21 protein-coding genes and 5 pseudogenes are annotated in these 25,287 nt (G+C 68.3%); 17 read left to right on the top strand and 9 right to left on the bottom strand.

What is annotated here, in order from left to right:
- Positions 1-524: 524 nt before the first annotated feature.
- The 3 genes and pseudogenes from J7I98_RS42875 to J7I98_RS11615 all read left to right on the top strand — a co-directional run.
- Positions 525-965: pseudogene (locus tag J7I98_RS42875) on the top strand (NAD(P)-binding protein); the annotation flags it as partial.
- A gap of 419 nt (positions 966-1,384) precedes the next feature.
- Complete coding sequence (locus J7I98_RS11610) at positions 1,385-2,116, top strand: hypothetical protein (RefSeq protein WP_251020487.1); 732 nt, start codon at positions 1,385-1,387, stop codon at positions 2,114-2,116.
- Positions 2,113-3,123 carry a hypothetical protein gene (locus J7I98_RS11615; RefSeq protein ID WP_214920566.1) on the top strand — a complete coding sequence of 337 codons (1,011 nt, stop codon included), beginning with the start codon at positions 2,113-2,115 and terminating at the stop codon, positions 3,121-3,123. The genes J7I98_RS11610 and J7I98_RS11615 overlap by 4 nt, the downstream gene beginning before the upstream one ends.
- Positions 3,124-3,142: 19 nt before the next feature.
- Here J7I98_RS11615 and J7I98_RS11620 read toward each other — a convergent pair whose 3' ends face one another.
- Positions 3,143-4,483 (bottom strand): cytochrome P450, encoded by a 1,341-nt coding sequence (locus J7I98_RS11620; protein ID WP_214920567.1) that lies wholly within the window; start codon positions 4,481-4,483, stop codon positions 3,143-3,145.
- A 380-nt stretch (positions 4,484-4,863) separates the two neighbouring features.
- Between J7I98_RS11620 and J7I98_RS11625 the strand changes: the two are divergent.
- From J7I98_RS11625 to J7I98_RS11645, 6 genes and pseudogenes are all read left to right on the top strand, one after another.
- Positions 4,864-6,499, top strand: a pseudogene (locus tag J7I98_RS11625) (glycoside hydrolase family 15 protein).
- A 152-nt stretch (positions 6,500-6,651) separates the two neighbouring features.
- Entirely contained in the window at positions 6,652-9,318 is a 2,667-nt protein-coding gene (locus J7I98_RS11630) for a LuxR C-terminal-related transcriptional regulator (protein WP_214920568.1), read from the top strand.
- 90 nt (positions 9,319-9,408) lie between these two features.
- Positions 9,409-9,588, top strand: a pseudogene (locus J7I98_RS40925) (hypothetical protein); the annotation flags it as partial.
- A 371-nt stretch (positions 9,589-9,959) separates the two neighbouring features.
- Positions 9,960-10,205: a hypothetical protein gene (locus J7I98_RS11635; protein WP_214920569.1), complete on the top strand. Its 246-nt coding sequence runs from the start codon at positions 9,960-9,962 to the stop codon at positions 10,203-10,205.
- 166 nt (positions 10,206-10,371) lie between these two features.
- Positions 10,372-11,007: a glycosyltransferase gene (locus J7I98_RS11640; protein ID WP_214920570.1), complete on the top strand. Its 636-nt coding sequence runs from the start codon at positions 10,372-10,374 to the stop codon at positions 11,005-11,007.
- Between the two features lie 375 nt (positions 11,008-11,382).
- Positions 11,383-11,751, top strand: a complete 369-nt coding sequence (locus J7I98_RS11645) for a VOC family protein (protein ID WP_214920571.1) — start codon at positions 11,383-11,385, stop codon at positions 11,749-11,751.
- Here the strand turns inward: J7I98_RS11645 and J7I98_RS40930 are convergent.
- From J7I98_RS40930 to J7I98_RS11660, 3 genes are all read right to left on the bottom strand, one after another.
- Positions 11,730-11,942: a transposase family protein gene (locus tag J7I98_RS40930; RefSeq protein WP_308377728.1), complete on the bottom strand. Its 213-nt coding sequence runs from the start codon at positions 11,940-11,942 to the stop codon at positions 11,730-11,732. The two genes, J7I98_RS11645 and J7I98_RS40930, sit on opposite strands and share 22 nt — an antisense overlap.
- A gap of 558 nt (positions 11,943-12,500) precedes the next feature.
- The gene (locus J7I98_RS11655; protein ID WP_214920572.1) at positions 12,501-12,956 is read right to left on the bottom strand and encodes a hypothetical protein; all 456 of its coding nucleotides are present in this window, start codon (positions 12,954-12,956) and stop codon (positions 12,501-12,503) included.
- A 162-nt stretch (positions 12,957-13,118) separates the two neighbouring features.
- Positions 13,119-14,285, bottom strand: a complete 1,167-nt coding sequence (locus tag J7I98_RS11660) for a hypothetical protein (protein ID WP_214920573.1) — start codon at positions 14,283-14,285, stop codon at positions 13,119-13,121.
- A 722-nt stretch (positions 14,286-15,007) separates the two neighbouring features.
- Between J7I98_RS11660 and J7I98_RS11665 the strand changes: the two genes are divergently transcribed.
- Positions 15,008-15,256, top strand: a complete 249-nt coding sequence (locus J7I98_RS11665; protein ID WP_214920574.1) for a hypothetical protein — start codon at positions 15,008-15,010, stop codon at positions 15,254-15,256.
- Positions 15,257-15,328: 72 nt separating this feature from the next.
- Complete coding sequence (locus tag J7I98_RS11670; protein WP_214920575.1) at positions 15,329-16,012, top strand: RimK family alpha-L-glutamate ligase; 684 nt, start codon at positions 15,329-15,331, stop codon at positions 16,010-16,012.
- 529 nt (positions 16,013-16,541) lie between these two features.
- On the opposite strand, the pseudogene J7I98_RS11675 reads toward J7I98_RS11670, so the two are convergent.
- From J7I98_RS11675 to J7I98_RS11685, 3 genes and pseudogenes are all read right to left on the bottom strand, one after another.
- Positions 16,542-16,916 (bottom strand): annotated as a pseudogene (locus J7I98_RS11675) (GntR family transcriptional regulator); the annotation flags it as partial.
- Positions 16,909-17,706, bottom strand: a complete 798-nt coding sequence (locus J7I98_RS11680; protein WP_214920576.1) for a hypothetical protein — start codon at positions 17,704-17,706, stop codon at positions 16,909-16,911. The gene J7I98_RS11680 and the pseudogene J7I98_RS11675, both read right to left, overlap by 8 nt.
- A gap of 493 nt (positions 17,707-18,199) precedes the next feature.
- Positions 18,200-18,622: a DUF6193 family natural product biosynthesis protein gene (locus J7I98_RS11685; protein WP_251020489.1), complete on the bottom strand. Its 423-nt coding sequence runs from the start codon at positions 18,620-18,622 to the stop codon at positions 18,200-18,202.
- A gap of 382 nt (positions 18,623-19,004) precedes the next feature.
- Between J7I98_RS11685 and J7I98_RS11690 the strand changes: the two genes are divergently transcribed.
- The 3 genes and pseudogenes from J7I98_RS11690 to J7I98_RS11700 all read left to right on the top strand — a co-directional run bounded on the left by J7I98_RS11690 (position 19,005) and on the right by J7I98_RS11700 (position 22,379).
- On the top strand, positions 19,005-19,748 hold the full coding sequence (locus J7I98_RS11690; RefSeq protein ID WP_214920577.1) for a hypothetical protein: 744 nt from the start codon (positions 19,005-19,007) through the stop codon (positions 19,746-19,748).
- Positions 19,749-19,794: 46 nt separating this feature from the next.
- Positions 19,795-20,391 (top strand): annotated as a pseudogene (locus tag J7I98_RS42880) (Ig-like domain-containing protein); the annotation flags it as partial.
- A gap of 1,355 nt (positions 20,392-21,746) precedes the next feature.
- Positions 21,747-22,379, top strand: a complete 633-nt coding sequence (locus J7I98_RS11700) for a hypothetical protein (protein ID WP_214920579.1) — start codon at positions 21,747-21,749, stop codon at positions 22,377-22,379.
- Here J7I98_RS11700 and J7I98_RS11705 read toward each other — a convergent pair whose 3' ends face one another.
- Positions 22,380-22,895, bottom strand: a complete 516-nt coding sequence (locus J7I98_RS11705) for a hypothetical protein (RefSeq protein ID WP_214920580.1) — start codon at positions 22,893-22,895, stop codon at positions 22,380-22,382.
- A gap of 636 nt (positions 22,896-23,531) precedes the next feature.
- Between J7I98_RS11705 and J7I98_RS11710 the strand changes: the two genes are divergently transcribed.
- On the top strand, positions 23,532-23,786 hold the full coding sequence (locus J7I98_RS11710) for a hypothetical protein (RefSeq protein ID WP_214920581.1): 255 nt from the start codon (positions 23,532-23,534) through the stop codon (positions 23,784-23,786).
- A gap of 80 nt (positions 23,787-23,866) precedes the next feature.
- Entirely contained in the window at positions 23,867-24,166 is a 300-nt protein-coding gene (locus tag J7I98_RS11715; RefSeq protein ID WP_251020490.1) for a hypothetical protein, read from the top strand.
- Positions 24,167-24,288: 122 nt separating this feature from the next.
- Here J7I98_RS11715 and J7I98_RS11720 read toward each other — a convergent pair whose 3' ends face one another.
- Positions 24,289-24,525: a hypothetical protein gene (locus J7I98_RS11720; RefSeq protein ID WP_214920582.1), complete on the bottom strand. Its 237-nt coding sequence runs from the start codon at positions 24,523-24,525 to the stop codon at positions 24,289-24,291.
- A gap of 271 nt (positions 24,526-24,796) precedes the next feature.
- Here J7I98_RS11720 and J7I98_RS11725 point away from each other — a divergent pair, with 271 nt between their 5' ends.
- On the top strand, positions 24,797-25,237 hold the full coding sequence (locus J7I98_RS11725; RefSeq protein ID WP_214920583.1) for a hypothetical protein: 441 nt from the start codon (positions 24,797-24,799) through the stop codon (positions 25,235-25,237).
- Positions 25,238-25,287: the final 50 nt, after the last annotated feature.

The following is a 25,287-nucleotide window of genomic DNA, read 5'->3' on the forward strand; positions in this document are numbered from 1 at the left end:
ACACCACAGGAGTCACCTCACTCCGCCGCTACGCGGCTCCGGCCCAAGGATGGGCTAACCCCCCAGCTAAAGCAGGGGGTCTGCGCCCAAGAAAGGGGATCAGCTCGCTCCAAACGACCGTCTCACCACGTAGTCGCACTCGGATGTGGAGCCCCAAAGGGTCCGGCTCGGACTGTTCCTGACACGCCAGGCCTAGGCTGCGGGCGGCATCTGCCGGGTAGAGCGGTCCGCCGGGCCGGAGAAGCTGCTCCGGATGCATGCCCACGGCGCGGCTGTCGCTGCGCGTGATCAAGTCGAGGCCGTCGACAAAAAGGTACGTATGCACGGCAGTGCATACCGGTGGCCCAGGGCAAGTGCTGATGAGCAACGTGCTGATCTGATTGAGGCTTTGGCGATCGGGCGGCCGTATCCGAAGGCATGCGGGGACCTACGCGGCATTGGCCTTTCGTGGCATCATGCGCCGATCGTACTGCGGGTAGGGCCTCAGGCCGCGGCCGGTCCAATAGCTCGGCATCCCCTCGGGCATGCCGAGTACCCCGCATGAGGCTCAGCACGTACAAGAAGAAGCATCTGTACGTCCCTCATCGTTGCTGTGCGCTCTCGTGCTCCGTGGCGTGCTTCCGTGTGCCCTCAAACGCAAAGGCCCGGATTCCTTTTGGCATTGCCGTCCTCTTCGCACGGCGGTGAGGTATCCGCAATACAGAACCCGTGCGCCCACTCAAGGACTCTATTTGACAGGTGGTCATGGAGATTATGTGCTGCGCCACGGAGATAGTTCTTCGGGCACCGCTGCCAGGGCGGCTCCAGTGACGGCGCGCGCCGGGAACCATGCGGTTGTCCTGGGCGGTGGGTATGCGGGGCTGGTCGCAGCACGCGTCCTCGCCGACCGGTTCCGCTCGGTCACCGTCTTGGAGCAGGACCCCGTCGTTGCGCACGCCGCGCACCGCAAGGGGACTCCGCAGAGCCGCCACCCCCATGCGCTGCTGGCCCGTGGCGCACAGGTACTGGAACAGTTCTTTCCCGGTCTGCGCGACGAGCTGACCGAGCGGGGTGCGCCGGTTTCGGACTTCGGGCGCTTTCCGATGCTCTATCCCACGGGCTGGTCACCTCGGGTCTCGACGGACCTGGTCCTGCAGACGTTCAGCCGTCCCGTGCTGGAGGCAGCGATACGTCGGCGGGTCCTGGCGCATCCCGCCGTCTCACTTCTCGACAGGACCTGTGCGACGGGGTTGGCCACCGACGCCGCTCGCCGTCGTGTCACGGGGGTCCGGACAGCGGGGACACCACGTACCTGGCCGACCTTGTCGTTGTCGCCACGGGACGGCATTCCCGTCTTCGCTCCTGGCCCAGCGCTCAGGGCATGGCCGGGCCGGAGGTACTCAGTGTGGATGGAAGGCTGTCGTACGCCTCCCGGCTCTACAAGCGCTCAGCGGACTGCACGCGCAGCTGGCAGGCATCCCTGCAGGCCACCCTCGCACCCACGGGGAACCGTGGCGGCACGGTCCTGGCGATCGAGGACGAGCAGTGGCTGGTCTGTCTCTTCGGCGCGGACGGCCAGCTGGCCCCGACCGACCCGGAGGGCTTCGGTGCATACGCGGCATCGCTGATGAATCCGCACATCCACGAGATCACCGTGTCGGCCGAACCGCTGGGCCCGGTCTACCGGTACGCCGGCCTCGGGGGTGAGTGGCACCGCTACGACCGAATCCGTTCCTGGCCGGGCGGCCTGGTCGTGCTCGGTGACGCGCTGTGTGCCCTCAACCCGCTGTACGGCCACGGTATGACGGTCGCCGCTCTGCAGGCCGAGCTATTGGCTCGCACCCTGGACAGCGCCAAGCTCCCGGAGGCCGGTGCCCGCTTCCAGCGGCGTTCGGCGGGGACGCTGCGTCTGGCCTGGTTCATGTCCTCCAGCCTCGACCTGGGCTGGGCCGGCGGCAGGAGCCCCTTTGCCGCCTCGCTCTCCCGACGGTTTCTGCACCGCGTACTGCGGCGTATACCGGAAGACCCCGCCCTCTACCGCAGGTTTCTCGAGGTCCAGCACATGCTGGCGCCTCCCGTCACACTGCTGCCGCTGTTACTGCGGCACACCGCCCCGAGCAGGGACAGATCCGTATGAGCCCCCGCTCCGGGGATCCGGCGTCCCTGGAAACCCTGCCCCGCTGTGGCCACATCCTCTACCAGTTGCCCAGCACAACTGCCGAAGACCCCGGCTGGTTGGACGAAATGGCCACCAAGTGGGCAACCGAGTACGGGTTGTTGGACGATCCAGAAGCAGCCAGAAGCTTGTCGGAAGCCGGCCTGGGGGAGCTCGTCCTCCGCGCCTACCCCGGTCTGCTCCCGGACCGGGCCGCTCCCATAACCGGCTGGTTCACCTGGCTCTTCATCATCGACGACAGCTTCGACCGGATGGGCGCACTCGCTGTGGAGCAGTACGAGACCATCGCCCGCAGCATGCTCGACGCCCTGCCACTGGCGTCGGGGGAGAACCACCACAGTGACGGCGCCCCGCTGGTCCGCGAGCTCGGTGCCGTCTGGCTCGACATCGCACCTTGCCTCAGCCGCTGGTGGCGCATGCGGTTCACCACTCATGTGATGCACTTCCTCACCGCCTTCCGGTTCGAGGCTCTGAACCGGCAGCAAGCACGCACCCCGCTCCTGGACGAGTACGTTCAGCTCCGCCGTGCCTCCGGGTCTGTGACCGCCTGCCTCGACCTCCTGGAGTTCTCCACCGGCCTGGAGGTGCCCCCGCTGATCCACGCGACGGATCAACTGCGCACCATGGTCGACAAGGCCACGGATGTCGTCGTGTGGGTCAATGACGTGGTTTCCCTGAAGAAAGAGCTGGCCAGTGGCGAAACCAGCAACGGGGTTCTCGTCGTACGTCGCGCGCTGGGCCTCACCATGCAGGATGCGGTGAACCATGTGTACGGCCGTGTCGCCGCCGACATCCGTACGTTCCTGGCGGCGGAGCGGGACTTGGTGAGGATGTGCGGGGCATGGCCCGGGCTCACTGACCGGGATCGTGCGGCTGTGGCGTCGTACAGCAACGGCCTGAAGGCCTGGATGCGCGGGAACCTCGACTGGTCGAAGCACTGCGACCGCTACCGAGGTGCCCGCGGCTGACGTGGTGGGACAGGCACGCTCACCGGCGCGGCAGGCGCAGGAAGAGATGGCGGGGGCGGTAGAAGGCCGCCAGCGGCACGGGCCGGACATCCGCGCCTGGTTCGCAGCGTATGCTCCGCCCGCTGACCATGGTGGCCAGGGCCATGGCGCACTCGGCCGCACCGAAGCCGTCACCGATGCACTTGCGTGGCCCGGCCCCGAACCCCACGAACGCGCCCCGGGGCAGGGCGGCGGCCCGGTCCTCGGCCCACCGGCCGGGGTCGAACTCCAGGGGGCGCTCGAACACACTGCTGTGGCGGTGGACCGGGGCGGGGCTGATGACCACCGTGGTCCCCTGCGCCAGGTGACGCCCCGCCAGCTCCACATCGGTCGCGGTGACGCGGGTGAACAGCCAGCCGGGCGGGTACAGGCGGATCGTCTCGTTGATCACGTGGTCGGTGTACGGCAGTTGGGGGATGTCGCCCCAGCCGGCCGGGCCGCCCTTGAGAACCGTGTCGACCTCCTCGTGGAGCTCGCGCTGCGCCGCGGGGTTCTGAGACAGGAGGTAGCAGGCCCAGGTGAGAGTGGCGGCCACGGTCTCGGTGCCGGCCGCGAGGACCGTGACGACCTGATCGTGGATCTCCCCGTCCGCCATGCCCGCACCGTCGCCCTCGTCCCGCGCGGCAAGCAGCACGGACAGCAGGTCGCCTCGATCGGCGCCGCTGCGCCGGTACTCCGCGATGATCCGCTCCACGGTGCCGCGGAGGTGCCGCAGGGCCCGTCGGTGGCGGAGATTGGCGGGCAGCGGAAGTCGCCGCAGGGCCTCGGGCATGAACATCTGCCGGAAGAACCCGCTGAACGCCGCCTCGAATGAGCGCCGGATGCCGGCCACGACATCCTCGTCCACGTGCGTGCCGAACAGCGTACGCGTCACAATGCGCGCGGCGAGCGAATAGAGCTCCGGGTACGCGTCGACGACCGGCTCGTCCCCCCACGAGTCGGTCAGCACACCCACTTCCGCCTCCATGACCAGGCCGTACCGCTCCAACTGCGTGCGGTGGAAGGCAGGTTGGATGAGGCGGCGCTGCCTGCGATGGTCCTGGTGCGGGCACGTGGCCACGCCGTTGCCGGCCATGTCCCGCGCCTTGTCGTAGTACGTGCCGCCCTTGTCGAAGGTACGGTCGTCGGTCAGGACCTGCCGCAACAGCTCCGGGTGGCACGGAACGTACGCCCTCGTCCGTCCGAGCCGGATCTCCACCAGATCCCCGTGCTCCGGAAGAGAGGCCAAGAACTCAGTGGGGTGCCGCAAAAGCGGGACCATATGCCCCAGGCCCGGTAATGCGCCAGGAGCGGTGCCGGCCACAAAGGTCGCCACAGACATGGGCTTCTCCTACGGAATCGGTGTGCCCCGAATTCATGAAGTCCCGCACGGTAATCGTCCCAAAGCGACGGGGAATTGAGTAGGGCGCGTCGCGGCTTGCATGCGGGAGGGCGGACCCGGATCTCGGCGCACGACTCCCACGTGTGCGGGTGTGTTTTCAGCGTTCTCCGCGGTCGGCGTGCCCGCACCCTCAGGTCGCCGGGCCATGGGTACGAGGAGTGCGGGATTCATTCTCCGGTGCTGCGCGTGCGGGGGAACTCGCCCGTGGTGGGGGAGGCCGGCCCAGCCCGGTGTGGCCATGGTGGCAGAAGCGGGGCGCGACAGGGCGCCGGGGACGCTGCGATGCCCGGGGACGCTCCGGCCGGAAGGGAGCACCGATCATGCGACGCTATCCCCCGATCGCGGACCATGGGATGGTCGGAGACCTGCAACCGCCGCGCTGGTCTCCTCCGACGGCACGGTCGACTGGCTGTGCGCGCCCAGGTTCGACTCGCCCAGCGTGTTCGCCTCACTCCTCGACCACGACCGCGGTGGGCACTTCGCCGTCTCCGCCGACTCCCAACACCCCCCGGTGCAGCTGTACTTGCAGGACACCGCGGTCCTGGTGACCCGTTTCCTGGCGGAGGAAGGTGTGGGCGAGGTGGTCGACTTCATGCCGGTGGAGCACCCCGAGCGCCCGGCGGCCCGGCACCGGCTGGTCAGGATTCTGCGGGTGACCCGCGGCCGGGTCCGCTTCTCGCTGGAGTGCCGCCCCCGCTTCGACTACGCCCGTGCCGGGCACAGCATCGACGTAAGCGAGGACTCGGTCCGTTTCGATGCTCCCGGCGCCCAGGCCGTGCTGCAGAGCGTCGGCCCGGTGAGGTGGAGCAGGGATGGCGACGATGTCCGCAGCGAACTGACCCTGGACCAGGGCGCCTTCGCCGCCGTCGTGCTGACGGTGGGCGACCCGGACGGCACGCCCGTGCCACCGCTGACGCAGGCGTACGTCATGACACTGTTCGAGGGGACCCGGGACTTCTGGCACGCGTGGGTAGGCCGCAGCCAGTACCGCGGACGCTGGCAGGACATGGTGAACAGGGCGGCGATCACCCTGAAACTGCTCACGTACGCGCCGACCGGAGCGCCCGTCGCTGCGCCCACCATGGGGCTGCCCGAGCAGATCGGCGGCGGACGCAACTGGGACTACCGCTACACGTGGGTGCGTGACGGCTCATTGTCGGTCGGTGCCTTGCTGGGACTCGGCTACACCGAGGAGGCCGTCGCGTTCCGCGGCTGGCTCGGCGACCGGCTCAGGGCGGGCCGCACGGTGAGCGGCGAGCCCCTGCAGATCATGTACCGCATCGACGGTGATCCGGACCTGCCGGAGGAAGTCCTCGACCACTTCGAGGGCTACAGAGGGTCGGCGCCGGTACGGGTGGGCAACGGCGCCGCGGGTCAGCTCCAGCTCGACATCTACGGAGAGGCGGTGCTCGCCCTGTCCCAGGCAGTGGAGGACGTCGGCGAGGTGCCGCCGTACGACGGCTGGCAGGCCCTGTCCGGGGTGCTCGACTGGCTGGTCAAGGCGTGGGACGGAGCACGGGGCGCCGGGCGTTCGTCCAGCAGTAAGAGGACACCACCCTCGATGCCTCCCTGCTGCTCATGCCCTCCGTCGGTTTCATTTCGCCGAAGGATCCGCGCTGGTTGTCCACCCTTGACGCGATGGGCGAGGAACTCGTCTCCGACAGCCTCGTCTACCGCTACGACCCGGAGGCGTCTCCGGACGGATTGCGCGGCAGCGAGGGCACGTTCTCCCTGTGCAGCTTCCTGTACGTCGAAGCGCTCGCGCAGGCGGGGCAGCTCGGCCCGGCCAGGTACGCCTTCGACAAGATGCTCACCTATGCCAATCACGCCGGCCTGTTCGCCGAGGAGGTCGGACCGACAGGGGAGCAGCTCGGAAACTTCCCGCAGGCTTTCACACACCTGGCGCTGATTACGGCAGCCCTCTCGCTCGATCACCACATGGACGCCGCCGGCTGAGACGGGGCCACCAAACCTTGCGCGCGGGGCCTGTCCTCGTCCGGCGGGGCCGACTCGACCACTGGGCCCTCGCGGCGCGCGCATGTGGGGGAACACTGGGATGCTGGTGGGGAGCGTTGCCCATGACCTGACGAACGGTGGTGGTGAACGCCATGGCCGTGTTCGGGGAGAACGACGGGGCCTTGAGTTCCCCCTATGCCGATCCCCACGGAGAGCCGTTCCTGCTCACCCGGTTCGCCGTACCGACGCGCCCTGCGACGTTCCTGCCGCGGAAGCGATTGGTCGACCATCTCGACCAGGCTCTCCTGACTCCTTTGACCATGGTCAACGGAGCCGCTGGTGCGGGCAAGACCCTGCTGGTCGCCGACTGGGCCGAAGGGCGACACGAGTCCGTCGCCTGGCTCACGACCGACGCGGCGGACCAGGGCCCCGGAACGCTGTGGGCGTATTTTCTCCAGGCCCTGTGCGTCTCCGGTGTGCCGCTGCCCGCAGACATCGGCTGCCCTGCGGACGCGAGCCGCGTGGACCCCCCGCTGCTGGCGCGCCTCGCCGCACATCTGAGTGCTCGGGACCAACCCGTGATCGTCGTGCTGGACGACTACGACCGTGTGACCGACCCGGAGATCGCGGAACAGCTGGAGTTCGTCCTGCACCACGCTGGGCGGGGCATGCGCCTGGTCCTCGTCACCCGGACCGAACCGCTGCTGCCCCTGCACCGTTATCGGGCGGCAGGCGACATGACCGAGATCAGGGGTGCGGAGCTGGCCTTCACTCCCGAGGAGGCGGCCGCGCTGCTGGAGCTGCACGGACTGAGCCTTCCGGTGGACGCCGTACGGGCACTCGTGGAGCGCACCCGGGGGTGGGCTGCCGGCCTACGGCTGTGCGCCCTGGCCGCGCAGGAGCGTCCGGATCCGCAGACCTATCTGAAGGAGTTCGAGGCCGACCGGAACACCGTTGCGGACTTCCTCCTCGCGGAGGTGCTGAAGCGGCAGAGCCCCGAGACGCAGGATCTCCTGCTGCGGGTCAGCGTCCTCGACCGCTTCTGCCCCGATCTGGTGAACGCGCTGACGGAGCGCACCGATGCCGAGGCCATCCTGGTCGGGTTGCACCGCGAGAACGCGTTCGTCGAGCACCTCGGGGATGCCTGGTACCGGCTCCACCCGTTGTTCGGGGAAATCCTCCGTGCCCATCTGCGCGTGCGTTCTCCCAGCCTGCAGCCCGAGCTCCACCGGCGGGCCGCGCAGTGGCTGCGACGCTCGGGATCCCTAGAGGAAACGCTCGGCCACGGCGCGGCCGCGGGCGACTGGGAGTTCACCGCCGGTGCTCTCGTGGACGACCTCGCCATCGGTCAGCTCTTCACCGGCCGTCGCTCCGACGACCTGGCCGAACTGTTCTCCCGGATGGGGCCCGAAGCCGCGAGTCCCGCCACGGACCTCGTCCGCGCCGCCCGTGAGCTGTCCCGGAGCCACCTCGACCGCGGCCTGACCCACTTGCACCACGCGGAGACGAGCCTGGGGGAGGACGCGACCGACCAGTGGGCGGCCCGGCTGAGTTGCGCCCTGCTGGAAGCCCTGGCGGCCCGGCTGACCGGTTCGCCGGGCAGGGCGGAGATGGCCGCGGAGATGGCCCAGAACGTACGGAAAGAGGTCCCCGCACACCTCCTGGACAAGCATCCGGAACTCACGGCCCTCCTGCTGACCCATCTGGGTTCGACGCGGCTGTGGGCGGGGCGCTTCGAGGACGCACGTGCCGCCCTGCTCCCGGTGGCCAGTTCCTCCGGCGGAGCTTCGACGGCACTCCCGCGCGAGGACTCCCTGGGCCGCCTGGCCCTCATCGACTACCTGGACGGCTGGCTCGGCAGGGCGGAGCGCAAGGCTCAGGCGGCCATCACCGCGACGGAACGGTTCAGCCTGCCGCAGCCGTCCTGCTTTGGCATCGGGCGGCTGGTCCTGGCCGCCGTGGCCGTCGACCGCAACGAACTGGATCAGGCCCAGGCCCTCCTGGACTCGGTGGCCGACTCGCACGGCCCGATGCGGGACCCGGTGACCGAAGCGGGCCGGGCCATCGCCACCGCGCATCTGCTGCTGGCCCGCGGCAATACGCGAGCCGCGGTCGAAGCGGCGGAACCGGCCGTCTCCGCCGACGTGGTCTCTCCCTGGGTAAAGGGGCACGGGGCGCTCGTCGCCTCCGCCGCACACCTGGCCGAAGGCCGGCCGGAGACGGCCGCCGGGCTGCTGCAAGCGGTGCCCGGCGACCAGGTGGCGTGTGCCGTGGAGGCCGCGCGGGCCCAGCTCGCCGCGGGCGAGCCCGGCGCGGCGATCGAACTGCTCGACACAGTGCGCCCCGAAGGTCGCGCCGGGCCCGCGCTGACCGTACGGGCCATGCTGGTGAGGGCGCAGGCAGCGGACGGGGCGGGGGACTCCTCCACCTCGCGCAGACTCGTCGGCCAGGCTCTGCACGAGGCGCGGCGGGAGCGGCTGCGGCGTCCCTTCTTCGAAGCCGGACCGTGGATCCGGCCTCTCCTGAGCGTGGCGCCGCTGAGGGGGTTGACCGAGGGTTGGCTCACCCCCGGTCCCGCGCCGCCCGGCGGGCCTCCTCGCTCCGAGGACCAGCCGCCGCCGGTCCTGGAGGAGCTGAGCGGACGCGAGCGCGACGTGCTGCAACGGCTGGCCCAGATGATGTCGACGGAGGAGATCGCCGCCGATCTCTATGTGTCGGTGAACACGGTCAAGACCCACCTCAAGAGCGTCTACCGGAAGCTGGCGGTGAGCCGGCGCAACGACGCGGTGCGCCGCGCGCGCAAGCTGCGGTTGCTGTGACCTGGGGGACGGCCATCCCGGCGTAAACGCGCCGTGGTCTTGCAGCCAGACAGCCAGACAGCCTGCCTCGGTGGCTCGTCCGGCTCGCCCATGGTGGGTGAAGCGCCGCCTGCGTTCTTCGGCTGGGATTGCGGTAGCGGCCCGGCACGTGCCGAGCCGCGGCCCGGCGGACTCCGAGAGGGGGACACCGTGAAGCACTGGCGGGCGCTGATCGTCCTGGGCACCGCCCAGTTTCTGATGGTCCTGGACACGTCCGTCATGAAGTTGTCTACCAGACGCCCCTGACCTGCGGCGATGCGATCTCGGGCACCTCTGACCTGCGCAGATGAGTCTTTCGACGTCTTTCAGGAACGTGCCGTGATACGCAGTGGGTTCTCCCCACGCGCTCCCCAGGACCGTCGAGACTCCCCAGATTCTCCCCCAGCGCTAGCCGTTGGTCGGGGCGGTTGTGACACGGGTTCCCCGTCCGTCCACGGCGCTGCCGTAGGCACGCTGAGTGACAGGCGCGGCGGCAGATCGACGTCTGGTGCTACGCAGGCGGATGGTGAATGGCACGGTCCCTTGGTGCCGATGGGATGCGAGCGTGTGAATTTAGTGGAGAGCGGCGCCTGCTCCTGGGAAGAATCCCTGTTGTTGCTTCGATGCTGACCGATATGCCGTCCGACCGGCTGGACGCGCTGATCAAGCACCCGTTCCACCGGGAGAACGGTGAGCGGCTGGTCAGCTTCATTAAAGGCTTGCGCGAGTGCCACAGCGCCGACGACTTCGTGACGTTCCAGCGGGAACTTCTGCATGCCACACTCGCCGCGAACCGTGCGCGTGCGGAGCGCTCGCGAGTGATCAAGCGGCTCAGGAAGGGGGCAGTCTCTGCCTGCCGACGCTCCTGATCTCGTCGTCGGTGATCCTTACGACGTGGAGGACTGGCGTCTGGAGTCCGACGTCCTGGAGCGAGTGGGGCGAGCCGGGAAGCCTGGCGCGATCTGGTGCGGGTGTACCGAAACGCGCAGGTGGTCACCGCCCCCACTCCCCGAGCCGTGCAACTGCTGCAGGACAGTGGACTGCCTGCCCCGGCTGTGGCCGTCTCGTGCGGCATCGACCTCGGCCGCTTCGGACGACCGGCCCCGCACACGCCCCCCCGATGACATACGCCGTGTCCTGTTCGTCGGCCGTCTCGACGAGGAGAAGCGCGTCCAAGACCTGCTCCAGGCGGTGGCGCTCATCCCACGGGCGGTCCCCGCTCTCGCGGAGATCGTCGGCGAAGGCAGCTGCCGCCGCGCGCTGGAGGATCTCACCGACCACCTGGGCATACGCGACCGAGTGGTGTTCCACGGCCTGGTCAGCGAGGAGGATCTGCTGGACGCCTACGCCCGCGCCGACCTCTTCTGCATGCCAGGGATCGCCGAACTGCAGAGTCTGGCCACCATGGAGGCCATGGCCGCGGGCAACCCGGTGGTCGCCGCGGACGCCATGGCTCTGCCCCACCTGGTCAAGCCGAACAACACCGGTCGGCTGTACCCCCTGGGGAGGTCCACTCCTTGGCCAATCACCTCATGGAACTTCTCGATGACCGCGGTACGTGCCTGCAGATGGGCGCGGCCGGCAGAGCCTTGGTCGCCAAGCACGACATCGGCCAGACCCTCCGTGCCTTCGAGAGTCTGTACCTGCGACTGCGGCATCCGAAGTTGCTGAACACCGATGACGGCCTGGATCAACTGGCCGGACGGAGCTGACCGGCCCCGGTACGCCGCGGGCCCCGCGGAGGGCTCCTCTGCGGCCAGTTGTTTCCATGAAACATTGCCCTGAGGTCTGGGCGCGACTCGGGTTCCGATGTCGAAAACGCTGCGCCGTGCATGCCGGTGGTACCGGCCACACCTACGCGCTCATTGAAGCTCCGCCATCTTGAAGTGGCTGGTCAGCGGGGTGGCGTGACCTCGTTTCGGGGTGTTCGTGCTGGTCGTGGGCGGCAGTCTGTGTTGTAGATCGTCCGGCGGGGTGGTTTTGCCGATGAGTTCACCGTCCTCGAACGGTCTACCCAGCGACACGACCGTTCTCGACAGGAGTGCCATGTCCACCATCCAGCCAGTGATCGTGACTGCCGACCAGGACGTTCTGCTCGGCTTCTATATGAAATTGTTCGGCGCTGAGGAGATCTTCCGGGTACCGGCGGAAGGCCCGGCCTTCTACCTCGGCTTGCGCATCGGCGACACCGACCTCGGGCTGGTGGCCAAGGCGAACCCGGGGACTGGGGCGGCGCCGCGGATCCTGCTCAGCATTGGTGTCGATGACGTCGACGAGACGCTCGGCCGGGTGGAGACGCTGGGCGGCTCGGTCCGCGGCGGCCCCAACGACATGCCGTGGGGACAGCGCGTCGCCCACATCCAGGACCCCGACGGCAACCCGGTGAACCTCACTCAGCCGATCCCGGCCCGGTGACGCTGTTTTCCGGGGGCATGGTGGGTGGCGCGGGCGGGGTCAGTACGGAGCTTGGTGAGGATCCGCCAGTTCTTCAGGTGGGCAAAGCCGCGTTCGACGGGGACGCGTCCGGCGGCCAGGACCCGGTTGGCCTCCTTCTCGGCGGATGCGAGCCTGCGGGCGCGGGTGGCCTTGAAGCCGGTGACGACCACGGGATCGTCCCCGTCGTCGTCCAGGCCGAGGAAGCCCAGGTCGGCCAGGGCGCGCCGAGGCCGGCAGCACGCAGGTGGGCCAGGATGCGGTCGCGGCGGGCGGCGGTGATGTCGTGGGTGCGGCCGTGCCGGGCGGCCGATATCCACACCAGACGGCCCGCTCGTCGGTCAGCGCGAGGATGTGCAGGCCGTGGCGGCGATGCTTGCCGGAGTAATTCGGGCGGTTCGCCTCTCCGGTACGGCGCTGGGTGGGGATGAGGGTGCCGTCGATCAGTACCACCGCCGCCGGCCATGTCGGCCAGGCGCTGATCGTGCCGCAGCACAGCCAAGACGATCACCGCGATCCTCCCGGGCGGCAGCGCCCGCCACCTCGACCGTATCGCTTTCAGATGGCGTCGCAGCAGGTCGGAGAGGTAGTTCAGGGTGTGCGTGGACAGCGGCAGGCGGCACTGGTAGACCAGGGGCACGGTGTCTCCGGCGTGCTCTTTGGTTTTCGTCACACAATTCCAACAGCCGCCGGGGGCAGCCTGGTTACGCCCCGATCGCCGTGCGGACCGGTCACGGGCGGGTGGTGAACTTCCCGTCGGGTCGTTTGTGCAGCCAGCCGCGGTCGGCCAGCTTCGTGAGCTTCCCGCGCAACGGCTCCAGCTTGCCCCGTACCCCGGTGTCCAAGCCCAGCACCTCGCCGATCTGCCGGGTGGAGACCGGGCCGGCGGCCTGCCGCACCGCGGTCAGGATGCGCTGGTACTCCGTCGGCAGTTCGGACTCAGCCACCCCCGGCCCGCGGTCCGGGACCAACCGCACCGCCCGACCTGTCACCTGGACCACCGGCGACCCGGCCTCCGTGCGCTCGTCGGCGAGTTGCTCGCTCATCCGCTGCCACACCCGCTCGGCCACGGCCAGCTCATCGCGCTCAGCTCGTACCTCCGACAGCTGTTTGACCAGCTGCTCTTCGAGTCCGTCCAGCTCCGCACGCCGCGCGGCGATCCGCTCCAACACCTCGGGATCCATCATGGGCCGGAGCGTAGGAGCGGCACCCGCGACGACGGACGGGAATCCACAAACCCACTCCTGCCAGACGATCTACACCCCAGACTGCCGCCCACGACCAGCACGAGCACCCCGAAACGACATCACACTCAGCACCCTGACCAGCCACTTCAAGATGGCGCAGCTTCAATGCGGGCAGCGGTCGGCCTCCGCCACGCTGTCTCCGTCCTTCTGCTGGAGCTTGGCGGCCGCTGCTACGAGGTGGTCGCCGAACCGGACGAGCGAGGCGATCTTCGCCGCCCGTGCATGACGCATGAGGCGCAGTACCGAGACGGCGTTGTCCATGGTCGCCGGTGGCTGGACGAGTGACCGCTCGCTTCCCACCACCGGCTCTACGAGGCATACGTGGCGTTCTGCCTCGATGAGGTCGGCTTCGAGGAGAGCTTCCCGGGCGAAGGCGAGTCCCGGCTCTCGTAGAGCGAGGTCTTCGATCGGGTCGGGCAGGAGCGCGAGCAGGTCGTCGATCGTGGTGCGGTACTCGCGGTATTCCATGTGCATGCTTCCGCTGAGGGGTACCGGTACCACCGTCGGGACCATCGTGGGGCGAACGGTCGTGTTGTAGAAGTCTGCCGGCAGGGCGGCGGCATGTGCCCGGGCGGCGGCGAACCCCTGGACGTAGACGGTCGTCCGCCCGAGCTGGGCGGTGGCCTCGCGTACGGCACCTTCGCGTAGTCGCTCGACGGCCTCTCTCAGCGCGATCGTTGCGTAGACGTTGAACAGGACGTGCACATGATGGCCGGTGATCCAGCGGGAGAGCCACATCTCCTCCTGCTGCCGTTGCCCCCTGCCGGGGGTGGTGTCAGACGCTTCGCTGCCTCCGTCCTCAGGGGTCCTTGGGCTCGCCTCGCTTCCCGCGAGGTCCACGACCAACTGCCTCATCGCAGTGGTCTCCCGGGCGATGTCGCTTCCCGAGAGAGGCGCTTCACACAGGTCCGCGAGACCCCGGTGGATGACCAGAGCGGCTTGCTGGGCCGCCTGCGCCGCGGTGAGTGCGGCTGTGCGCACTCGAAAGTAGCTCTGCACGGGAGACCTGGCCGGCAGGCCGTCCGTCTTGGTGGGGGAGTCTGCCGTCGGCAGCGCCCGGACGAGTCCGGCAGCCGCGAGGGTGGCGGCCCGCAGCCCTGAGGCGCGCTCCGCGGCTGTCCCGAACGCCGGGACGGCGGCGAGCGCGGCGGCGAGTCGCGTGGCCTCGTCGCGCGCTTCGGCTTCCAGACAGGGCATGGGGTGCGGCAGCGTGGCGTCGGGGAATACGGCGATCGGTGGCAGGGCGTATGCGGATCCCCGTTCTGCCATCCGGATGACCTCCTGCTGGTTCCCGCGCCCCGGTGTCCGGGCGGCCGCGTGAACACGATGGTAGGGCCGTGCAGTTGGCGCAACACGCTGACTCTTGGAGGGGGCCTTTTCCGCCAGTCACGCCGACCAGGTGATGAATCGTGCTGTCGTGGCCGCTGACGGGCGACCTCGGAACCTTCGGCACCGCTCGATGTTCTGCGCGGGCACTTCGCCAATCAGAAGGCGACGGGTACAGCCGGTGCGAGGCTGCCCCTTGCTGATGGTGCTGCATGCTGAGTGGCCTGGGGACGTTGTTCGGCGGCCCCACCATGTCGGCTTCCGTTGGTCCTGCTTTGTGGAGGAGCGGCCTGAAGTGGTCCCAACCGGGTCCGGCATCGAACAGCGGTGATGCCTCAGTGGGGCCAACTCGAACCGACATTGATCTTCACAAAGTGGGACCACTTCGGGCCGTCGCGGTGGAGCGAAATGACAACGTCAAGGCCAGATCGGAACCTCCCACAGCCTCGCCGGCCTCAGACCCGACAAGCAACTCGGCTGCGCGCAATCGCCCCTGTGAGTGAACGCTTTCCCGCCGGAGATGTCGCAGGCTCGTGAAGATCGGGGCGACAGTCCCTAGCTGTGGCCTTACTCCTGGGGCGGGTGGGAAGGGCTGTGGGCCGGGGCACACAAAGCTGGAGGGTGGGGGACCGATGGGCGATCGACCGCTGCAGGTGGGGACATTCTTGTCCACGGGGCCGATCGGAACGTCCGAGGCCGTACGACGTCTGCCGGTCGGCCCCGCCGTCCCTACGCAGGACCGGGAACGCTGTCTCGATCTCCTCGCCGGCCTGGAGCAAGTGGAGTTCGTCCATGATCTGAATCTCGACCGCACTCACATCCGCGGTGGCCGGGTGTACCACGGCGAGCTGTGTCTCAACGACCTCGACCTGTACGTGTGGTACGCCCAGATCGACCGCGGGCCCGGCAGCTAACACATTGAGGCACTGCGAACGCTCAGCCATGACACACGGGTCGTCATCGACCCCGAGAGCTTCGCGACCGGCGTGGACAAGTATCGCTCTCACCTGCTGCTGGAACGCGCCGGAGTGCGGGTACCCGACACGGTCCTGCTGCACCAGGGCAACGTGGCTGCGGCCGAGCCGGTCCTGGCCGAGTGGGGCCGTGCCCTGCTCAAACCGCGCGGCGGCTACTTCGGCCACGGCGTGCTGCTCATCGAGGACTACGCCACGCTGCGGGACGTCGCGGGCTACCTGGTCGCCGCGGCGCCGGGGGCCGCCGACGAGACGCTGCTGCTGGAGCGGTTCTACGACAACGACCTCGCCGACTGGATTTCGGTGACGTTGGTGGGCGACTCGGTGATGTACGGCTACCGCAAGCGCCCCTCTCGCTGGGCCGCGATGCCCGGCGGCGCGGCGAAGGTCTACGACGCGGCGGGGGCGGGCGGCGAGGTCGACTTCTGCGACGTGCCGCACGCGCACACGGAACTGGCCCTGCGCGCCCAGAAGGCTCTGGGAGCGCAGATCATCGGCTTCGACATGATCCTTCACCAGGGCGCGCCGATTATCGTCGACGAGAACACCTTCCCTGGCTTCTACCCCGAACTCTTCCGGGTGGCCGGGAAGGACCTGGGCTTCGAACTGGAAAGTAGACCTTTACGGAGCACGACCACTGATTCCGCGCTGCCAAGGGGCTTGCACCGGCTCTCGCTGCGCCGACGCGTTCCATAAGGGCGGTCAGGGGCGAGGGTTCGACCGTTACTGGGGCCCGTCGGTGAGTTCGTGGAACAAGTGCTCAGACCGGCGCAGTAGAAGGTCCGGTGCGCGTAATCGATCGCGGCCAGCAGTATGCCTTGGCAGGCGGTCATGTCGGGCAACTCGCATGCGCGGGGAGCAGTGTCGGCGTACACATGAAGATGGTCAGCCTGGTACACGCGAACGGAGTCTGGCGCTGATCTTGTGACGGTGGTGGTTCAGTTTGGGGGTGCCGGGAATCTCGGGTGATGTGGTCCTGGGCGGGGGGACGCCGGATGCCGTCTCAGTTGATCTGGTCCGGTGATCTGGTCCGGGTCTGCTGTTTCGAACTGATACCACGCCTGGGTCGTCAGCCACGACTGGTAGTCCCCGAAGATTCTGGCGAGGCCTCACTTCAAATCTGCGGTCCTCTCCGTGGCGGTCGAGCTCGATCCGGCGGGGGCACGGTGCGGAAGGTCGGCCGCGTGGTCGTCCCGTCGGCGGTGGCCGGAGAGGAGGCGGGCCCCGGGTCCAGGGCGTCGCGGACGGCGGTCAGGATGTCCTCGGTGTCGGCGCCGAGCGCTCGGGCGGCGGAGGTGAAGTCCCGGGCCAGAGTGGTGAGTTGGTCGGCATCGTGTGCGTGCGGCTCGGACGGGAGCGCCGCAACCCGGGTGCCCGCGCCACGGCGGGTGCGGATCAGCTCGGCGGCCTCCAGCTCGCGGTAGGCGCGGGCCACGGTGCCCGGCGCCAGACCGAGGTCGGCGGCGAGCTGGCGCACGGTCGGCAGGCGCTCGCCCTCGACCAGCCGGCCGGTGCGGATCAGCGCGGCCAGCTGGGCGCGGATCTGCTCGTATGGCGGTACCTGGCTGGTGGTGTCGACGTGGACGGCGGGGTCACTCATCGTCGAAAGTCCCATCGTCGGCTGCCTCGTCGTCGACCGCCCGGGGTGCCACCACGGTGACCAGGGACCATCCGAAGGTGAACAGGCTCAGCAGGCCCAGGGGGCAGATCACCACGATGGTGGCGGCGCCCAACGGGCCGGCGCAGGTCTCCTTCTCCGTGAGCGCGACGAAAATCATCAGCACGACGAGCAGCACCTGGCTCGACACCAGCAGCCCCCAGGCTCCGGTGATCGCCCACGCGCGGTCGCGGCGCTGCTGGTCGCCGCCCGGGCCGTGGGCGATACGGCGCAGGGCCCAGACGCAGACGGGGGTCCCGACCGCGAGGGCGGCGAACATCGGGCCGCTGTAGTGCAGGCCGGGCCAGGGACCGAGGGAAGCCGGCATCCCTTCGCAGGTGACGGTGATGACACGCCCCGCTGTGCCTATCCGGTCGGGGTCGGAGGAGGCCGTGACCGCACCGATCACCAGCAGGGTGACGAGGGACGCCGCCTGCAGAAGAAGCAGGGGCGCCATACGCGGCGGCACGTGGGCTCGGACCAGGCGCGGGGCGAGACTCGCGGTGCGTACCGCTTCCTGGGGACGCAGGGTCAGGGCGTCGCCGAGCAGGACACCGCCCACCGCGCACAGGCCGAAAGCGGTGATGGCGAACACGAGGGGCATCGTGATGTCGCCGCTCTCCATCGTGACCAACTGCTGTGCGGCCACGATGCCGATGGCCAGACCGGACCAGCGGGCGTAGTGGTCGGCGTGGTCGAGGAACCGGGACTGGAGCGGGACCGTGTCGAGCATATGGAGATCCCCTCAGATCATCTTGTATCAAGCAGTGGGTACAAGATGCCCTGGTCGGGATCTTGTGTCAAATGCTCGATACAAGGTGATGCACAGGGAGACGGCTTCTGGCACAAGTGAGTTTCCTCCGGCGCAAGGAGGGGAACACCCTCCGGCCCAGGGGTGCCCCCTGGGCCGGCTCAGCCCACGGTGACGACGTGGGATTCCGCATCGCGCGTTCCCTCGTGCGCTGATGCACGTTGTGTGCATGACCGCTTCCCACGCGTCGTACCAGATCACCTGAGACCAGAGGCGAATCGGACCAGATCACTTGAGACGCAGACCATAGCGACGGAGACGGGACACCTGCCGTGATCACCCATCGTCGCAATCCGCTGTCACTGTCCTCTGACAACGAACCTGGACCGATTGCCACCGAACTTGGACCAGACGTTCGTAGGTGAGCCCGGACACGGTAGTTGGCACCTGGCCATGATGGGTGGAACTGGTGAGGTCAGCTCGTGGAGTGGTCGGTGTCCGGAGGCTCGAGGACGGCGGACAAGGCTGCGGCGTCGTGGATGGCGAGTTCTTCTGGGGTGCCGACGAAGGCAGGTCCGCAACCGGGAGGGAGGCGTTCGACCACCATCGTGACGGCCTGCGCCGGCGTCGCCGCTGGGCCCACGGACTCGCTGCGCGAGGGGCCGGAGACCCAGTATTCGCCTTCTGCTGCGGGCTGGATGTAGGGAATGTCCCATGTCCAGCGCTGCTCTGTGCAGCGGCTGAAGTGCAGTTCTCCCATTCCTGTCCATGGAAACAACTGGCGCAGGCGTGGTTCGGCGTAGGCCGCTTCGAGCAGTTCCGGACGGACCCGCCTGTCGGCGCGGACCTTCTGCCAACCTGCTTCGACGAGGGCGTGACTCGGGGTCCTGGTGTCCATAGCGACACATCATCCCCGCCGTTGGCCGAACCTGGTTCCAACAAGAATGGCAATGTGCCGCAGGTTCCAGGAAGCGTGGCCATGTGGTTCCAACCAGCATGTCCCGTCGGCTCGAACCATCAGGTCACCAGCGGTCTGGATTCCAACTACCGCGTCCCGTCACAATTGTCCAAGCCGCCTGGCGCGACAGCTTGCCGGACCGCGTGCCGCGTGACCCGACGTTGCAAGGCCGGGCCTTGAGCGACACCGAACTCGTGGAAGCCTCCTGCCTCGTGGCTCTCTGCGTTTCGTCGCTTCAGCACCTGACTTCGTGAGTGCTCCAGAACTCACCTGGGTACGGGTACTCATGCATCGCACAGCGCTGACCTCTACCGTCACATGCATGTCCAAGACCCCTGTACGTAGAGCCAGGGCCTCCGAGCGGCCCGTCCTGTATTCCGTCACAGGGCTCGCACTGGTCGCGCTGTCAGTCGCTGCCGCGGTGGCGGGGAACTCCGTGTGGAACGGCGCGCCGTATCCTTCGGCCGACCCCGACGCGGTCGCGCAACGGCTCAAGGACCGGTCCGACGCGGTGTACGACGACTTCGCGCTACCCGAAAAGTACGCCGCGGACTCGGGCAGGGTCGATACCGGCGCCTGTTACTACCGCGGGCTGAAGGGCATCGCCCACATTGACGAGGCACGAAGCGACGTCCGCAGCTTCGGACTCGATTGGAGCGTGCCAGACATCCCCGAAGCCACCGCACGAGACGCGCAGCGGCGCGTGCGCCAGCGGCTGGTGCAGCAAGGTTGGAAACTCACCCACGAAGGCGACCGTGCAGGGGCAACCTTCCGCGAGCTGGGCTTCCGATTCGAAAATCCGGAAGGCGGAGACCAGGTCGACGTTCAGTGGAACGACTCGACCACGACTCTGTTCGTCAGCGTCTACGCCCCCTGTGGGCAGGTTCCCGACGCATTCGAGGAGTACGGCTGGTCCGAGGCGGACTGGCACCCGAAAGAGCAAGCCTCGGCATTGAAGGGCCCCTCCCCCCTTGAGGAGGCCCGGTCCGATATCGGACCGGGCCTTTCGCGTGTCTCCGGCCGGGGGTGGGTCAGCCGTCTGGTCGCCGCCCATTGCGACGCGTGAGATGCGTTAACGCGCCCCCCACCGCCCCGACGTCTCCGCCGCGACCGCATTCGAGCAGCCGGTGGACATCACCGTCATCCCGCCGGCCTCCGACCCCGAGGGCGGCGACCTCACGGTCACCGCCGTTGGCACCGTCAGTCCGACCGGCGCCGGCGCCGGCACCGCCGCGGTCACGGACGACCGGACGGTGACCTTCACCCCCGCCTCCGGGTTCACAGGCACCGCGACCTTCTCCTACACCGTCGGCGACGGGGCGGACACCGCGACCGGAACGGTCACCGTCGAGGTCGCCGAGCCCCGGGCGGATCTGACGGCCGCCCTCTCCGCCCCGGAGACCGCACGGCTGCGCAGCCCGTTCACCTACACCGCCGAGGTGACCAACCACGGCCCGAACCCCGCCGAGGGCGTGGTCGTCGCGCTCTCTCTGCCGCCGCGGGTCCAGGCTCCCGGAGGCGGGAGCCAGGTGGTCTGGCAGGCCGGCACCCTCGGCACCGGTGACCAGCGGACCTTCACGGTGACAGTCACCGCCCCGCCGCCCCCGGGCCGGACCCTCACCGCGACGGCCACGGTCACAGCGGACACCGCGGACCCGGACACGTCGGATAACACCGACACCGCGAACACGGCGGTCGTCCGACGGTAGGCACGCCGACACCGGGCCCCAGGGCACATTTGCCCTGGGGCCCGCTGCGTCCATCACTGCGCTGCTGCTGATGCACGAATCCTGCGGCGCTCTGCCCTGTGGGCCCAGGTGTGCAGGGCGGAAGGCGCTTGGCCGTTCTTCGATGTCACCGCATGCATAGACGCGGACTTTTAGCTCCCGCCACAGTTCGCCGCAGAACTCGACGAGCTCCTCAAGCTCGTTGCGTACAGCGGGAGAAAGACCTGTAGCGGAGCCGTGCGGTTTGCCGAACTCCGCGCGCAGCGCGACATCGCGCTGCCCGACCTGCCTGACCCCTACGAGCCGCTGATCCTCTTCCACGAGCGAGGGGGGAGAGATCTTGCAGGATGACGCGGGATTCCTCGACCTGACCGGTCTGTCGATCAAGCCGAGGCGCCTGCAGGACCATCTCGCGGCGATGCCCTCCCTTACATTCCGTACCGCCACACTCGACGCCCTTGATGGCGATGGATCCATCTCCTACTACGCGGGAACGGACCGCCGAGGTCCCGTCCTGAGGCGGCGTCTCTTGAGGGGAGCTGAGCAGCGCGATAAGGCGTTTACCTTGGGCTCGCGCTGGGAGCCGACAGAACAGCTGCAGCTCTCGGAACAGGAAGAGACCGATGCCGTCTGCGTGCAGATCGGCGACATCCAAGCGCATGGCAAGGCCGCGTCCGGCTCCAACGCACTTGCTGCTGACGCACTGCAGTCTCACAAGGAGTTCCATACATCCGCTCAGTTCCGGCTGGCGGTGATCCGAGCGACGGCCGCCGCGGGCGCAGCAGTGGCTCGGCTCTACACGGCACGGAATTACCGGCTCACCCGCAGAGGCCAGGTGACGGTGCACGGGATGGACGTCGGCCGGTGGCTCCAGAAACAGCGTCAGCACGCTGTCTGGCAGGGGCTGATAGAGGGCAGCGCGAGCGCCTGGAGCAGCTTGGTGTCATGCCGCTACCTGCGCCAAGGAGGCGTCCACGAAGGCCCGTGCGGGCGCCTCTGGAGCCTTCGAGCGGAGCGTGGAGGCGCTGCGCCAGTACAAGGCTCGTACGGGCTCTGTGACAGGGCCCACGTAGAGCGCTTGGAGGACGGGACCGAGGTGAAGCTCGGGGTATGCCTCTCGAACACCAAATCGAGGCGCGCGCACCAAGCTCGGCGCCGACAAACTCCAACAGCTGGCCGAACTGGGGTTGGAGTGGGCGGCGTACCCACGAACGGCCGTTTTTTACCTCAGAACCTCTGCCTGAAGCGCTCATGCCAGATTCCTTTCAGCTGTAGTGACCATCGCCGATCCAAGAAGGAGGCAGCAGACGTCACGTAGCTCGTGAGAATGTGGCGGAATGCCTGGACCGCAGCGAGCACCTGCACCGTCGCAGTTCACCAATGAACAGATCGTCAACTGGTTGATCGACGAATGCCGGGATGCGGGAAGTCGCATCTCGACACTGGCGACATCAGGTGATCGCATCCTCACCGTAGGCAGCACCGTCATCGCTCTTGCGGCCACCGCCGCGATTGGAGGTGGGAAGAGTTACCTGCTGATGTGGCTGCCTCTTGGTGTCTGCGTGGTCATCGTCTACGGGCTGTATCTCAACAACACCACCCGGATTCTGGTCGGGTACAAGAGGGGCTTGGAAAGGGAAATCGAGAGGCGCACTGGCGTCCCCCTGATCGCCTGGCACTCACGTATCACTGTCCACGGTGGGTCCAGCCGCCACGTCAAGAGCATTCTCTTCATGGGCGGGGCTGTGTACGCAGGGAGCGCCGGACTGGCCCTTACCCAGGCGTTTCACACACTGTCGCCTGGAGCCTGGGGTCATGAACGAGCATGGCTCTACATCGTGCTGACAACAGCCAGTGTCATCGTCGGTTCCGGCGTCAGCGGCTACTGCTATTGGATCCAGCGCGGCTCGACCAGGCTCACGGAACAGAGAGTTGTGGACATGTTCCGCCCGCCAGACCCCGTCGAATGATCAAACCGCTATGTGAGTGCCTCCCCATAAGGCCGACATACCGGTTGTGGGCAGTCCCAGGGCTTCGCGGGCCTGATGGACGTTCGAGAGTCCACTGTCGACCGACTGGGGGGAGTCCCTGGAGGTGATGGTTTCCAGCTGTCGGCGGGCTGCACGGTCATCGAGGATGTTCAGGTCCTGCCAGTAAGTGACCGCAGCGGAGACGGCGCCCGCTCCGCCTTCCGGGAATCCGACTCCCATGCCGTTCCTGACGGTCTTCGGCCTGTCAATGCGGAAACGGGGTGCGGTGGCCGGCGTGAACTTCTTCGCCGGCCCCGTCGGGCCGCTTGCTGACGCGTCGGGCCGGCTCCGCTTGGCGTCGGTGGACGCCTTAGGGCTGTCCGTGCCGTTCATGCTCATGATGGCGACCGCGCCGCCTGCCGAGGCGGCCACGAGGCTGACGCCGAGCAGCCGTAAACGCGCTCTACGGACCGGTGCCGGTGCTTCTATGTCGGCCGGTGCGGTGGGTTGCAGCATGGAGTCCCCCTCGGTACGCGGCGTCCGGTCCGACCTGTCGTCATGTCCGGTCTATCGCCTGGATATGGCAATTCGGTGATGCGTGACGGGCTAGCCCCGCCCGCCGGCACACGGTAACGCGCACCCAGGGGCCGGACGATCGTCCGGGCCCTTCGCCTTGCCCGGGTAGGTGCGCCGTGGTGTAGAGCGCCGCGTCCTGCGGAAAGTCGTCGGCCGCCGCGGTTGCGCGGCTAACTCCCCGGCAGATAGAGGCGCGAGGGCGAAGAACGGGACTTGCGCGGCTAACCCCACGCTGGTGTAAGGCCGCCATCCGCTGGGCCGTAGCAGCGTCGCCGGCCTCATTCAAGCCTTCGCGAAAACCGGTTCCGTAGAAGCCCCCGGAAGGTCATTCAAGCAAAGTCGCAGGTCAGAAGCCGTGAATAGACGTGGCGAGCCCTACATGCTGACGGGGCATTCAGTAGCGGTCGGCAAATTCGCGAGAACTCGAATCGGCCGCTGGCGCGGTGCAGTCTCCTCCTTGCCCGGGGGCGCCACCGGGCGACAGCAGGGGACTTGCGCAGCTAACCCGCCGCCGGTCCATCGTCCGCTCAACCCATTCACGCGTGTTGCCGCACGCACCAGAAGCAAAGGTTCGCCATGCCTGCCAACCAGACCGACCTGACCCCGCAATCGCCGCCCGCTCCGGCGCCGGAGCCCGCCCAGGTGCCACAGCCTGCCGAGCGCCCGCTGTTGAGCCTGCACGCCTTCACCGTCCTGTTGGGCGCTGCCGCCATCGGTGCGACCGCAGGCTTCCTGGTGTTCGCGCAGAGCCATTCCGTGGCCGGTGCCGTGGCCGCTGGCGGGGGCGCCTTCCTCCTTAGCGTGCCAGCCCTGCACAAGCTCATCGGCTAACGCGCGGGCTCGGCGACCGCGGGCCTCTGCCGCCGGGTTCACTCCGTCCGGCGGCGGGGCCGGCCTCCCTGAAGGTGTCCTTGTCCGTACCGCGTTCCTCCAGGGCAGCGGGCACCGAAGTCTCCTCGGCAGCCCACGACCGTGACCATGCCGGAACGCGCCCCGTTGTGCCGGTCATGGGAGACATGGACGAACGGCTTCTTGCACTGGTGGACAGCGTGATCAACATGGACGAGGAACGTCTGTCGCTGCTCACACGCAGCGAAGCGCGCGCCGTGGTCGAACTCCTGCAGCTCCTCGCCTCCAACAGCGGCGAGGGGGCTTACGCCGCCCGCCGCATTGCCGGAATCCTGGCCCGTCGGCTGCCGTCGGAAGGATGACCCACCGAGGGACCGTCACCGATCTCCCGCACGCCGACCGGCGTCAGCTACCGCCGGCTTCGCGCGGGGAGTGAGGCGCGCAATTCGGGCTGAACCTGGTGCGGGGCCACTTCACGTCCGGGTTATCGGCGCTTGTGGTGGGTGAGCCAGACGGCAAGGGGGACCGCGGTGATGGTGGCCAGGGCCTCCGCCTGCTCCGCTGGGCACACCATCACCGCCCCCGTCACCACGGCCACCGGCCACACGTCGCGCGTTGCTTCGGCCGCCACCTGTCGGCCCCGATGCGAGACGCCACGCGTCCATGCGGTTATGGCGTATGCGGTCTTGCGCAGGGCACGATGAACTTCGGGGAGCTGCACGGTTTTCCCTACGCGCCCGTGCCCGGTCGGCCGTTCACGGAGGATCTGTCCGGCCGGGCGGGGCGTTGGTTTCGGTGGCGGCACACGACGGACAAGTGGCCGTCCACCAGCGGTGTTTTCAGCCCGTCACCACCAGGCTTCACCGCCTGGGCACCCGGTTGTCCCGTCGTGACCATCCCTGTCGCCTCACAACCAACCTGTGCCACCAAAAGGCCGACCTGTGTCGCCAGTTGCCACGATGGGTCACCGCTGCACGCGACTGGGGAGGAACGTGGGGGACGCCATCACCATGCCGTTGGAGGACGAGCTGCCGGCCGGGCCCGTACGCGATTTCGTGGAGGAGCTGCACGTCCTCTACGAGGCGGCCGGAAGCCCGCCCCTACGGGCGACGGCGGCCGACATCAAGGCGGACCAGAGCCTGCGCGGCACGGCGAGCCGGGAGGCTGTACGGGGCATGCTGCACGGACGGAGGGTGCCGCGCCGGTGGTCCACGGTCGAGGCGCTGCTCATCATCCTGTGCAAGGAAGCCAAGATCGAGGTCACGGCGTTCCAGCACTCGGGCCACACCTGGGAGCAGAGCACTCGGGCCACACCTGGGAGCAGAGCACTCGGGCCACACCTGGGAGCAGAGCATTCGGTACGCCTGGCATGCGGCGCTTGTGCACAAGCCCGCCTCGAAGGCGCGGAAGTACGCGTCCACCGCCGCCGCTGACGAGCCGTGGGAACCGGAACCCGACCCCCTAGTGCCGTGACCGCGTAGGT

The organism is Streptomyces sp. ISL-98, from assembly GCF_018614055.1.
In the GTDB taxonomy this organism is placed as follows: domain Bacteria; phylum Actinomycetota; class Actinomycetes; order Streptomycetales; family Streptomycetaceae; genus Streptomyces; species Streptomyces spiramyceticus.